Annotated in this window: 12 protein-coding genes; 4 read left to right on the top strand and 8 right to left on the bottom strand. The window is 73.4% G+C overall.

What is annotated here, in order from left to right; translation table 11 throughout:
• The first annotated feature begins 194 nt into the window (after positions 1 to 194).
• Positions 195 to 1,022 carry a dimethylargininase gene (gene ddaH / locus KS423_RS24415; protein WP_224281838.1) on the top strand — a complete coding sequence of 276 codons (828 nt, stop codon included), beginning with the start codon at positions 195 to 197 and terminating at the stop codon, positions 1,020 to 1,022.
• Here ddaH and KS423_RS24420 read toward each other — a convergent pair.
• From KS423_RS24420 to KS423_RS24440, 5 genes are all read right to left on the bottom strand, one after another.
• Positions 1,009 to 1,719, bottom strand: a complete 711-nt coding sequence (locus KS423_RS24420; protein WP_224281839.1) for a lactate utilization protein C — start codon at positions 1,717 to 1,719, stop codon at positions 1,009 to 1,011. The genes ddaH and KS423_RS24420 overlap by 14 nt on opposite strands.
• Positions 1,716 to 3,152 carry a lactate utilization protein B gene (locus tag KS423_RS24425; RefSeq protein WP_224281840.1) on the bottom strand — a complete coding sequence of 479 codons (1,437 nt, stop codon included), beginning with the start codon at positions 3,150 to 3,152 and terminating at the stop codon, positions 1,716 to 1,718. The genes KS423_RS24420 and KS423_RS24425 overlap by 4 nt, the downstream gene beginning before the upstream one ends.
• Positions 3,149 to 3,913 carry a (Fe-S)-binding protein gene (locus KS423_RS24430; RefSeq protein WP_224281841.1) on the bottom strand — a complete coding sequence of 255 codons (765 nt, stop codon included), beginning with the start codon at positions 3,911 to 3,913 and terminating at the stop codon, positions 3,149 to 3,151. The genes KS423_RS24425 and KS423_RS24430 overlap by 4 nt, the downstream gene beginning before the upstream one ends.
• Before the next feature lie 188 nt (positions 3,914 to 4,101).
• Positions 4,102 to 5,283, bottom strand: a complete 1,182-nt coding sequence (locus KS423_RS24435; RefSeq protein WP_224281843.1) for a globin domain-containing protein — start codon at positions 5,281 to 5,283, stop codon at positions 4,102 to 4,104.
• 73 nt (positions 5,284 to 5,356) lie between these two features.
• Positions 5,357 to 5,818 (bottom strand): Rrf2 family transcriptional regulator, encoded by a 462-nt coding sequence (locus tag KS423_RS24440; RefSeq protein ID WP_224281845.1) that lies wholly within the window; start codon positions 5,816 to 5,818, stop codon positions 5,357 to 5,359.
• A 296-nt stretch (positions 5,819 to 6,114) separates the two neighbouring features.
• Between KS423_RS24440 and KS423_RS24445 the strand changes: the two genes are divergently transcribed.
• The 3 genes from KS423_RS24445 (at position 6,115) to KS423_RS24455 (ending at position 9,623) form a co-directional block, all read left to right on the top strand.
• The gene (locus tag KS423_RS24445; protein WP_224281847.1) at positions 6,115 to 7,725 is read left to right on the top strand and encodes a beta-propeller fold lactonase family protein; all 1,611 of its coding nucleotides are present in this window, start codon (positions 6,115 to 6,117) and stop codon (positions 7,723 to 7,725) included.
• A gap of 114 nt (positions 7,726 to 7,839) precedes the next feature.
• Complete coding sequence (locus KS423_RS24450) at positions 7,840 to 8,496, top strand: transcriptional regulator (protein WP_224281849.1); 657 nt, start codon at positions 7,840 to 7,842, stop codon at positions 8,494 to 8,496.
• Complete coding sequence (locus KS423_RS24455; protein ID WP_224281851.1) at positions 8,493 to 9,623, top strand: aminotransferase class I/II-fold pyridoxal phosphate-dependent enzyme; 1,131 nt, start codon at positions 8,493 to 8,495, stop codon at positions 9,621 to 9,623. The genes KS423_RS24450 and KS423_RS24455 overlap by 4 nt, the downstream gene beginning before the upstream one ends.
• A gap of 93 nt (positions 9,624 to 9,716) precedes the next feature.
• Here the strand turns inward: KS423_RS24455 and nagB are convergent, their stop codons facing one another.
• From nagB to KS423_RS24470, 3 genes are all read right to left on the bottom strand, one after another.
• Entirely contained in the window at positions 9,717 to 10,499 is a 783-nt protein-coding gene (nagB, locus tag KS423_RS24460) for a glucosamine-6-phosphate deaminase (RefSeq protein WP_224281852.1), read from the bottom strand.
• A gap of 292 nt (positions 10,500 to 10,791) precedes the next feature.
• On the bottom strand, positions 10,792 to 11,199 hold the full coding sequence (locus tag KS423_RS24465; protein ID WP_224281853.1) for a hypothetical protein: 408 nt from the start codon (positions 11,197 to 11,199) through the stop codon (positions 10,792 to 10,794).
• 171 nt (positions 11,200 to 11,370) lie between these two features.
• Positions 11,371 to 12,210: SDR family NAD(P)-dependent oxidoreductase (locus KS423_RS24470; protein WP_224281854.1), on the bottom strand; the 840-nt coding region annotated here is incomplete at its 5' end.

Consider the following 12,210-nt stretch of genomic DNA (forward strand, 5'->3'; position numbering starts at 1 on the left):
GGCCGGGCCGCGCGCCGGACGCCCTGTGCGCCCGTGCCTGCGCCGGGTGCGCGGGGGCGTGCGACCGCCGGGAGCGCTGGCGCGGGTGTGCGAACGGTGCCGCCGGGGCAGCCGCCTTGGGAACGAAGGTGTTCGGCCCCGTGAACCCCGAACTCCGTGCGGCGAACTCCCCGCGACCCAAGGATGGTTGAGCCATGCTCACACAGACTCCGGAGCGCCACGCCCGGCCGCGTCGCTACCTGATGTGCCGGCCGACGCACTTCACCGTGGACTACGCGATCAACCCGTGGATGGACCCCGCCCAGCCCACCGACACCGCGCTCGCCCTGCGCCAGTGGGAACGGCTCTACTGGACGTACCGCCGGCTCGGCCACACCGTCGAGCTGATCGACCCGGTGCCCGGCCTGCCCGACATGGTGTACGCCGCCAACGGCGCCACCGTGCTGGACGGCCGGGCCCTGGTCGCCACCTTCCGCCACCCGGAGCGGGCCGCCGAGTCGCAGGCCTACCAGGCCTGGTTCCGTGAGCGCGGCTACCGCGAGGTGCGCCGGGCCGGGCACGTCAACGAGGGCGAGGGCGACCACCTGGTGGTGGGCCGACGGGTGCTCGCCGGGACGGGCTTCCGCACCTCGCGCGCTGCGCACGCCGAGGCCGGGGAACTGTTCGGCGTGCCGGTGGTCAGCCTGACCCTGGTCGATCCGCGCTTCTACCACCTGGACACCGCACTGGCGGTGCTCGCCGACGACCACGTCATGTACTACCCGGAGGCCTTCGACGCCGACAGCCGTTCGGTGCTGCGCGCGCTCTACCCGGAGGCGATCCTCGCCGACCGTGCCGACGCCGAGGTGTTCGGGCTCAACGCGGTCTCGGACGGCCGCCGGGTGCTGTTGCCGGAGGCCGCCAAGAACCTGGCCGGCCGCCTGGCCGAGCACGGCTACCAGCCGGTCCCGGTGGACGTGTCGGAGCTGCTGAAGGGTGGCGGCGGGGCGAAGTGCTGCACCCTGGAGCTCAGGCCGGAGTGACGGTGTCGGCTCCCGCGGCCGTGACCAGCAGCACCTCCAGGGTGCGCGGCCCGTGCACCCCCTCCACCCGGTCCAGCTCGATGTCGCTGGTGGCGGACGGCCCCGAGATCCAGGTCTGCGGCCGTACCGGATCGAGCCGAGGCAGCGCGAGCGGCACCGAGGCGACGACCTGCTCCGGCGTCCGGACCACGCAGACGTGGTGGTCGGGGACGAGCGAGAGCAGCCGCCGCCCCTGGCCAGGACCGGCGTCCAGCACGATCGTCCCGGTCTCGGCGACGGCCAGCGCGCAGCCGGTCACCACACTGTCCACGGCGTCCAGCCGGGCGGCGGTCAGCGTCCCGTCGTCCGCGAGGAGCTCGACCCCCTCGGCCTCGGCCGCGGTGAGCCAGGCGGGCGGCAGCCCGGCCGGCACCACGACCGTGCGGCTGCCCCGCTCGATCAGCAACCCGGCGATCCGCCGTGGCAGTTCGTCCTCGCGACAGCGGTGCACCAGGGCCCGGTAGTCGGCCAGGTTGTGGTGCAGGAGGTCGAGCAGCGCCGCCGGGTCGTCGGCCGGCACGTGTGCCGTCAGGTAGTCGCGGGGCAGGGGCTGTTCGGCCACCTCGGTGGTGTCGCCGAGTGCGGCCCGGATCCGGCCGAGGACCAACTCCCGGGAGTTCCGGGGGCCGTCGGGCCGGGTGTGGTCGGATGCGGTCATGTGCGGTTCCTCCGCCACCAGTCGCGGAAAGGTTCGGCCGGCACGTCCGGCAGGTCCCGGGTGTCGGTCCAGGCCCGTCCGGGCCCGGGCAGCCGGCGCGGGTGCAGCGACCGGGTGCGGCAGGCCAGCCGCTCGGCGGCGGTGAGCGCGGCCGGGTGGTCCAGTACGAACCCGGCGGCCGCCATCGCGGCCCGCTCCAGCGGGTGCCCGCCCTGTTCGGCGACCCGCTCGCGCAGGTGCACCAGCACCTCGGGGATGTCGATCGCCACCGGGCACACGTCGTAGCACGCCCCGCAGAGCGAGGAGGCGTACGGCAGCGAGGCGTCCACCGGGCTTTCGGTACCGCGCAGTTGGGGTGTCAGGATGGCGCCGATCGGCCCCGGGTAGACCGAGCCGTAGGCGTGCCCGCCGGCCCGCTCGTACACCGGGCAGACGTTGAGGCAGGCCGAGCACCGGATGCAGCGCAGCGCCTGGCGCCCGACCTGGTCCGCGAGCGCGGCGGTGCGGCCGTTGTCCAGCAGCACCAGGTGGAACTCGGACGGGCCGTCGCCCTCCGTCGTTCCGGTCCAGAGCGAGGTGTACGGGTTCATCCGCTCGGCGGTGGAGGAGCGGGGGAGCAGCTGGAGGAAGACCTCCAGGTCCCGCCAGGTCGGTACGACCTTCTCGATCCCGACCACCGAGATCAGCGTGCGCGGCAGGGTGAGGCACATCCGGCCGTTGCCCTCGGACTCGACCACCACCAGGGTGCCGGTCTCGGCGACCATGAAGTTGGCTCCGGAGACGGCGACTTCGGCGCGCAGGAACTTCTCCCGCAGGTGCAGCCGGGCGGCCTCGGCGAGTTCGGCGGGGGAGTCGGTGAGGCCCCTGGGCGCCGGGCGGCCCCAGGCGGCCATCCGGTCGGCGAAGATCTCCCGGATCTCGGCCCGGTTGCGGTGGATCGCCGGCACCAGGATGTGCGAGGGCCGGTCGTCGCCCAACTGCACGATCAGTTCGGCGAGATCGGTCTCGTAGGCGGTGATCCCCTCGGCGGCAAGTGCCTCGTTGAGCTCGATCTCCTGGGTGGCCATCGACTTGACCTTGACGACCTCCGTCCGGCCGGTGGCCTTGACCAGCCCGGCGACGATCCGGTTGGCCTCCTCGGCGTCGGCGGCCCAGTGTACGGTGCCGCCGGCCGCCGTGACGGACTCCTCCAGCTGGACCAGGTAGCGGTCGAGGTGGCGCAGCGTGTGGTCCTTGATCGCCTTCCCGGCGGCGCGCAGCCGGGCCCAGTCGGTGAGTTCGGCGACGGCCCGGGCCCGTTTGTCGCGGATGGTGTGGGTGGCGTGCCGCAGGTTGGCGCGCAACTGCTCGTTCCGTACGGCCTCGGCGGCGGCCTGCGGGAAGGCGGGCATGCCGAGGAAGGTGCCGGCCGTGTTTCCGGTTCGCTCGCTCATGCGGACGGCCTCCAGGGGTGCTCCTCGGTACTGGCCAGGATCTCCGCCAGGTGCAGTGGCCGCAGCGGCGCGCCCTTGCGCCGCAGGGTGCCGCCGAGGTGCAGCAGGCAGGAGTTGTCGGCGCCGCACAGCACCTGGGCGCCGGTGCCGAGGGCGTTGGCGATCTTGTCCTCGGCCATGGCCGCCGAGACCGCCGCGTTCTTGACCGCGAAGGTGCCGCCGAAGCCGCAGCACTCCTCGGCCCCGGGCAGCTCGACCAACTCCAGGCCCTCGACGGCGCTCAGCAGCCGGCGCGGTCGTTCGCCGAGGCCGAGCAGGCGCAGGCCGTGGCAGGACGGGTGGTAGGTGACGGTGTGCGGGAAGTGGGCGCCGACGTCCTCGACGCCGAGCACGTCGGTCAGGAACTCGGTCAGCTCGACCACCCGGGGCACCAGATCGGTGGCCAGGTCGGCCAGTTCGGTGCCCCGGCCCTCGACGGCGGCCCGGGCGCCGATCCGGGGGTAGTTGTCCCGGACCATCGCCACGCAGGAGCCCGAGGGCGTCACCACGTGGTCGTACCCGGCGAAGGCCTTCGCCGTCCGCCGGACCAGCGGTTCGCAGGCCCTGCGGTAGCCGGTGTTGTACTGCGGTTGCCCGCAGCAGGTCTGTCCGGCGGGGAAGTCCACCGTCACGCCGAGCCGTTCCAGCAGCCGGACGGTCGCCACCGCCGTGCCGGGGAACAGCGCGTCGTTGACGCAGGTGGCGAACAGCGCGACCCGCATCCGGGCTCCCTTCTGCCGAACTTCCGCCGGACGGGCGGACATCGCAGGTGCGGACGTCGCAGGTGCGGACGCCGGACGGCACCGGTCCGCTCGTGATCGTACCGAGCGGACCGGTACCGTGGTGGGACCTCGGCAGCGGGACCCCACCAGGCGTCGGGCGGGAACTCAGGCCGCCCGGGCGGCGGGGGTCAGGCGCCGAGCCAGAGGTCCGGGCCGAACACCTCGTAGTGGATGTCCGCCGCCGGGACGCCCGCGGTCAGCAGCTGCTCGCGGACGGCGCGCAGGAAGGGGAGCGGGCCGCAGAGGTAGGCGGTCGTGCCGGCCGGGACCTCGACGGTGGAGAGGTCCACCAGGCCGGTGCGCTCGGCCGGCCACGCGCCGAGCGGCTGCTCGTAGAAGACGTGCGAGGAGGCGTTCGGCAGCTTGGTGGTGAGCTGCGCCAGCTCGGCCCGGAAGGCGTGGCTCAGCTGGTCGCGGTCACCGTGCACGGCGACGATCCGCCGGGTGGAGCCGGTGGTGGCCAGGTGGTCGAGCATGGCGGTCATCGGGGTGTTGCCGATGCCGGCGGAGGCGAGCAGCACCGGGCCGTCGCCGTCGGCGAGGGCGATGTCGCCCAGCGGGGGCGCCAGCTCGACGGTGTCGCCGGCCTTCAGGTGGTCGTGCAGGTGGCCGGAGACCTCGCCGCCGTCCTCGCGCTTGACGCTGAAGCGCAGCGCGCCGTCGGCGCCGCCGGAGAGGCTGTACTGGCGGATCTGGTGGGCGCCGTCGGCCAGTTCGGTGCGCACCGAGACGTACTGGCCGGGGCGGAAGGCCGGCACCGGACGGCCGTCGGCCGGGCGGACCAGGTAGGTGGTGACGGTCTCGGTCTCCTGGATCCGGGCGACCACGGTGTAGGGGCGCCACAGGTCGGCCGGGTCGCCGCCGGCGGCGACCTCGGCGCGCAGCCGGTCCTCGATGGCGATCAGCGCGTTGGCCATCAGCCAGTAGACCTCGTCCCAGGCGGCGGCGACCTCGGAGGTGACGGCCTCGCCGAGCACCTCCACGATGGCGGCGAACAGGTGCTCGTGGACGATCTTGTACTGGTCGTTGTCGATGCCGACCGAGACGTGCTTGTGGGCGATGCGGGCGAGCATCGCGTCCGGCCGCTGGTCCGGGTTGGCGATCAGGGCGGTGGCGAAGGCGGCTATCGAGCCGGCCAGGGCCTCGCGCTGGCTGCCGTTGGCCTGGTTGCCCCGGTTGAAGAGGTCGCGCAGCAGCTCCGGGTGCGCGGCGAACATCCGGTCGTAGAAGCGCGGGGTGATGTCCCCGATGGCGGCGCCCACGACGGGCAGGGTGGCCTCGATGACCTCGGCGGACTTCGCGGACAGCATCAGACGGCTCCTAAGTGGTATCTGAGATTCGCATTAAAGGCCGCAGGGTGGTGCGCGGCCCCGGGTGGGCTGGTCAGCCGGTGGGTCCGGCGGTATCGGCGGGTCCGGTGGTCAGGCTGAGCAGGACCGGTCCGGTGGGGGAGGCCACCAGGTCGGCGACGCAGAGGTGGTCGAGCGCCGCGAAGAACGCCTCCTGGGCGTTCCGCAGGGCCCCGCGCAGCCGGCACGCGGCCCGCAGCGGACACGGCGGGTCGTCCTCGCAGCCGACCACGTCGCCGACTCCCTCCAGTTCCCGCAGCAGCAGTCCGAGCGAACCGGTCCGCCCGGCGAAGGTGAGCATCAGCCCGCCGCCGCGACCGCGTCGGGCCTCCACCACTCCCAGGTGCTGCAGCCGGCTGACCACCTTCGCCGCGTGGGTGTACGGCACGCCGACCGACTCGGCCACCTCGCGGGTGGTCGGGTTGTCGCCCTCGCCCAGGACGGCCAGTCGCATGGCGATCCGCAGGGCGATGTCGGTGCTCTTGGTCAGCCTCACGTTCGAAACGCTATCGAATGCGACTCTTCAACTCCAATTTTCTGCACGACTCCGATTGAGACCCTGGTCACGCTTCCCGCGGGGAGGCGGGTCGAGGGCGGTGGCCGCGTCGCGCCGCGATCGAATCTGAACACTTGGCGACATTAGTAGTCACTCCCTGACGGAAAGTCAGGTCGGCTCTTACGCTTCCCCCTGCTCCGAACACCACCACACCCGCACCACCCGTACGTGCCGAGCAGCTGGAGGGATCCGTGAGAACACCCCGCGCACCCCGTTCACCCCGTACCCGGACGGCCGTGGCCGCGATAACCGCGACCACGGCCGCACTGCTGTCGCTGCCCGCGACGGCCGAGGCCGTCACGCCGCCGCCGAGCGTCGCCGCGCACGTGGCGGTGGCGCCCTACCCGGCGGGCATCGCGCTGACGCCGGACGGCGGTCACGCCTACGTGACCAGCCAGAGCAGCGGCGCCGTCAGCGTGCTGGACACCGCGAGCAACACCGTGTCCGGCGGCTTCACCGCCGGGACCGGCTCGTACGCCGTCGCCGTGTCGCCCGACGGGCACCGGGCCTACCTGACGCACCACCTGGACAACACCGTCAGCGTCGTGGACACCGCCACCAACACCGTCACCGCGACCGTCCCGGTCGGCGCCCAGCCCTGGGGCCTCGCCCTCGCGCCGGACGGCTCCCGGGCCTACGTGAGCAACGCCGCCGCCAACACGGTGAGCGTGCTGGACACGTCGTCCAACACCGTGACCGCGACCGTGCCGGTCGGCGCCGAACCGCACGGACTGGCCGTCTCCGCGGACGGCACGCGGCTGTACGTCGCCGCCTCCGGCGACAAGGCCGTCACCGTGGTCGACACCGCGAGCAGCGCGGTGAGCCGCACCGTCCCGGTCGGCCACGGCGCCTTCGGCCTCGCCCTCAGCCCCGACGGCACCCGGCTGTGGACCGCCGACGGCGACGACGGCACCGCCGCCGTGATCGACACCGCGGCCGGCACGGTCCTCGGCACCGTCGCGGTCGGCTCCGGCCCCTACGCCGTGACCCTCTCCCCGGACGGCGCAGCGGCCTACGTCTCCGACTACGCCGACAACACCCTGAGCGTGGTGGACACCGCGAGCCGGACGGTCACCGCGACCGTCCCGGTGGGCGCGAGCCCGTACAGCCTGGCCCTGACCGCGAACGGGCGGCGCGGCTACCTCGCGGACTTCACCGGCAGCGCCGTCGACGTGGTGAACTTCCCGCTGCCGGTGCCGGACGTGACCGCGATCACCCCCGACAGCGGCTCCGGGCTGGGCGGCACCACGGTGACCATCACCGGCACCGACCTGGCCGGCGCCACCGCCGTGACCTTCGGCGCGGCCGGCGCCGCCGGCTCGTTCAGCTGCACCCGGACCAGCTGCACCGCGACCGCCCCCGCCACCACCGTCACCGGGCCGGTGGACGTGCGGGTCACCGCTCCCGGCGGCACCAGCGCGGCCGTCGCCGCCGACCGCTTCACCTACACCGCCCCCGCCGCCCACCTGGGCGTCGCGCTCACCGCGACCCCGGTGCCCGGGTTGCTCTCCAGTCGGGTCGACTACACCGTCACGCTCACCGGCCAGGGCCCCGACCCGGTGACCTCGGCCACCGTCACCGCCGACCTGCCCGCCGGGCTGACCACGACCTCCGGTGACTGCGCCGTCGCCGCCGGGAAGCTCAGTTGCGCGCTGACCGCGCCGCTGGCCAAGGGCGCGAGCACCACCCGGCACTTCTCGATCGGGGTCGGCCTGCTCTCGCTGCTCCGCAGCTGGGACGTCACCGTGGCCCGCACCGCCGGAGCGCCCGCCGACCCGTCGCCCGCGACCAGCCGGGCCACCCGCAGCTGCAGTGCGGTGCTCGGGCTGCTGATCACCTGCGAGTAGCGACGGCCTGCCGCGCACGGGCAGCTGCCCCGGGCCCCGCCGAAACCTTTCGGCGGGGCCCGGGGGCATGAAAACACCTGGACGAAGTGTCCGATCCGGACGTACAGTCCTGGCATGCCTGCGGAGAACCCCGACCCGCGCGTGCGGACCTGGTCCCCGGTCTGCCGCGCGGTGGCCCTGCTGCTCGGCCCGTACGCCGAGGTGGTGCTGCACGACACCGGGACCGACCGGGTCCTCGCCATCTGGAACCCGATGACCCCCCGGGCCCCCGGCGACCCCTCCCTGCTCGGCGAGCTGGACGGGATCGACCCCTCCGCCCCGGACGTCTACGGCCCGTACGAGAAGCTGCTGCCCGACGGCCGGCGCCTCTCCTCGGTCAGCGCCGTGCTGCGCGACGAGGCCGGAAAGCCCACGGCAGTGCTCTGCGTCAACCTCGACCGGGGCCCGCTGGAGCAGGCCGCCGCCCTGCTGGCGGGCTTCGCCGCCCCCACCGCGCCGCGCCCCGAACCGCTCTTCGAGCGCGACTGGACCGAGCGGATCAACGACGTGATCGGCGGGTACGTCCGCGCCCGGGGCCGCCCGCTGGAGCGCTTCACCCGTGAGGACCGGCTCGCCGTCCTGGGCGAACTCGACCAGGCCGGGGTGTTCGCCGTCCGGCGCGCCGTCCCGGTCGTCGCCACCGCGCTGCGGATCTCCCGTTCCACCGCCTACAGCCTGCTCGCCGAGCTCAAGCAGCACCCCGCAGGCCCTGCGAAGGAGTGCCACCAGTGACCCGGCTCCCCGACTTCCGGCTCGAAACCCACTTCTCGCGCTGGGAGTTCACCGCCCGGTACCACCTCACCGCCTCCGACGCGCAGACCATGACGATGGCCGAGCTGCTCGCCCTGGCCGGCCCCGAGGACCGCGAGGCCTGGGACACCCTGGCCCTCGGCTACACCGAGACCTTCGGCGACCCCGGGCTGCGGCGCGCCGTCGCCGGGATGTACGAGCGGGTCGGCGAGGACGAGGTGATCTGCTTCGGCGGCGCCCAGGAGGGGCTCAACCTCGCCATGCAGGTGCTGCTCGAACCGGGCGACCACGCGGTGGTGCTGACCCCCGGCTACCAGTCCGCCGAGACCATCCCGCTCTCGCTGTGCGAGGTCACCGGCGTCGCGCTGGACGCGGAGCGGGACTGGGCGCTGGACCTGGACGCGGTCGAGGCGGCGCTGCGGCCGAACACCAGGGTGCTGTCGGTCAACTTCCCGAACAACCCGACCGGCAAGGTGATCGACGCCGCCGACTTCGTCCGGCTGGCCGAGCTCTGCGACGAGCGCGGCATCCGGCTCTTCTCGGACGAGGTCTACCGGGGGCTGGAGCGCGACCAGGCCCGCACCCTGCCGCAGGCCGCCGACCTCTCCGAGCGGGCCCTGTCGCTCAACGTCACCTCCAAGTCGCTCGGCCTGCCCGGCCTGCGGATCGGCTGGATCGCCTGTCGGGACCAGGAGCTGCGCTCGCGACTGGAGCGGGCCAAGCACTACACCACGATCTGCAACTCGGCGCCGAGCGAGGTGCTGGCCCGGATCGCGATCACCGCCCGCGAGCACATCCTGGCCCGCAACCGCGCGATCATCGCCGAGAACCTGCCGCTGTTCGACGCGTTCTTCGCCGAGTTCGCCGATCTCTTCGAGTGGCGCGCGCCGGACGGCGGCTGCGTCGCCTACCCGCGCTACCTGGGCCCGGACGGCGTGGCGGAGTTCTGCACCGCACTGGTCGAGCAGGCGGGCGTGCTGCTGCTGCCCGCCGGAATCTTCCGCTCGGAGCTGACCCCGACCCCGGCCGACCGCTTCCGGATCGGCCTCGGCCGCCGCGACCCGGGCCCGGGCCTGGCGGCCTTCGGCGAGTGGCTCCGCAAGCGCTGACCGGCGCCACCGCACCGCGAACGGCCGGGCCCCGGCCACCGAATCCCCTCGGTGGCCGGCGCCCCGGCCGTCATGACTGCTGCCCGGGAGTGCTCAGAGCTTCTGCCAGGCCGGCTTGGCCGCGTAGGTGTCGCGGAAGTAGTCGGCGAGCTTGAGGCGGGAGGCGGCCGCCTCGTCCACCACCACGGTGGCGTGCGGGTGCAGCTGGAGCGCCGAGGCCGGGACGACCGCGGACAGCGGGCCCTCGACGGCGAGCGCGACGGCCTCGGCCTTGGCCTCGCCGGTGGCGAGCAGGACCAGGTGGCGGGCCTCCAGGATGGTGCCGATGCCCTGGGTGATGACGTGGTGCGGGACCTCGTCGATGCTGTCGAAGAAGCGGGCGTTGTCCTCGCGGGTCTGCCGGGTCAGGGTCTTGATCCGGGTCCGGGAGGAGAGCGAGGAGCAGGGCTCGTTGAAGCCGATGTGGCCGTCCGTGCCGATGCCGAGCAACTGGAGGTCGACGCCGCCGGCCTCGGCGAGCGCACGGTCGTAGGCGGTGGCCGCCGCGGCGACGTCGGACGCGTTGCCGTCCGGGCCCAGGAAGGAGTCCTCGGTCAGGCCGAGCGGCTCCACGACCTCGCGCAGTACCACCGAGCGGTAGGACTCGGGGTGGCCGGAGGGCAGGCCGACGTACTCGTCCAGCTGGCAGATGCGCGCCCCGGCGGCGTCCAGCCGGCCGTCACGGACCCGCTCGGCCAGGGCCTGGTAGATCGGCAGCGGGGTCGAGCCGGTCGCCACGCCGAGCAGGGCGTCGGGCTTGTCGGTCAGCAGATCGGTGATCGCCGCGGCGATGAGTTCGCCGGCCGCACGGGCGTCAGGGACGATCACGATTTCCATACTGGGTCCACCGTTCTGAGGCGAGTCTGAGGTCTAGACCTCCGAGGTCTAGACCAGTTTGCCGTGAAGGGGCGCCCCAGGTCCACCCGGGTTCGCTCCCCGGGAGGCGCTCCGGCTCCTGCCTCTTCCGCCTGGTGGGGGCGGTCGGGGCCGGTCGTCGGGACGGGTGTCCCGGCGGCCGGCCCCGGTGCGTGTGCCGTCTACTGCTGCCCGCTCCCCGGTCGTCCGGACGGCTGCCCGGTCGTACGGACGGCACGGGGGTGGCGGGTGCGGTGCCTCAGCGGCCCCGCGGTCAGAACGGGTTGGTGCAGGTGGTGACCTGCTTGGTGACGTCCAGCGCCGGGCCGGCGGTCGCGCAGATCATGCGGGGGGCGGTGGCGGTCACCCGCTGGGTGACCGCCTTGGCGGAGCCGTACTGCACGGTGGTCGCGCTGGCGACCGTCTCCCACGGGCCGCCCCAGGTGGCCTGGGTGCGGACCTCGACCTGAACCATCGTCAACTGACCCGGGTCGGCGCTGACCTGGGCGACGCCCACGATGCCGCCGCCGTCGACCTGGTGCGAGACGCAGGGCCGGTTGAGCACCGTGGCGCAGGCTGCGGTGTCGGTCCCGGACGTCGCGGTGGCGGCTATGGCCGGGGCTGCCGCCAGGCCGGTGATCCCTGCTGCCGCCATCACCGCGGCTGCGATCCGAGTGCGCATGATACGAACCTCCTTGGAAATTAAGGGAATCTCACTGAGTGAGATGAGTCTTGCACACATCATGGACGTCGTGCGTGTGCGTTGCGTCACACGCATGGTGACCGTTCAACTACATTCTGCGATCGTTCGCCGGATGTTCAGCGCACGGACAACTCCAGGCCTGACGGATGATCAACTCGTGGGCGGCATCACCATCCGCCGCCCGGCCGTCGCCCCGCCGTCCACCGGCACCGAGGCGCCGGACTGGTAGACGAAGTCGTCCGAGGTCAGCGCCAGGATCGCCCGGGCGATCTCCTCCGGCTCGGCCATCCGCTCCAACCCCTCGATGTTCAAAGGGCCGTAGGCCTTCCTGAACTGCGCCCAGGCCGCGTCCTGGATGCCCGGCGGACGGACGAACGCGGTGTCCGTGGTGCCCGGGAGGATCGCGTTGACCCGGATGCCCCGCGTTCCGTACGCCAACGCCGCCGCCTTGACCAGCCCTTGAACAGCCCTTTTGCTCGCCGTGTACGCGCCGCCGTTCGGCCGGGCCTGCTCGGCGGCGGAGGAGGCGGTGCAGACGATCACCCCGCGGCCGGCCTTCAGCATGTGCGGGATCTGGTACTTGAGCGCCAGGAACACCCCGCGGGCATTGGTGTCCAGCACGTCGTCCCACTCGGCCACGCTCAGCTCGTGCAGCAGCTTGGAGCTGCCGATGCCCGCGTTGTTGACGGCGATGTCCAGCCCGCCGTACCGGGCCGCGACCTGCTCGGTGAACCGTTCGACCTGGGCCGGGTCGCGCACGTCGGCCGGGAAGTACGAGGCCTCGCCGCCGGCTTGGCGGATCTCCTGCTCGACCTGCCGCCCGAGTGCCGTGCGCCGGCCGCAGAAGCCGACCAGGGCGCCCTCCCGGGCGAAGGCCAGCGCGGCCGCCCGGCCGATGCCCGAGGTGGCCCCGGTGATCACCACCGCACGGCCCTCGAAGCGCGCCCCCGGGCGCCCGTCGGAACGCTCCGCGGATCCGGCCGGCGTCCC

The sequence above is a fragment of the Streptomyces sp. LS1784 genome (genome assembly GCF_020103755.1).
Taxonomy (GTDB): Bacteria; Actinomycetota; Actinomycetes; order Streptomycetales; family Streptomycetaceae; genus Kitasatospora.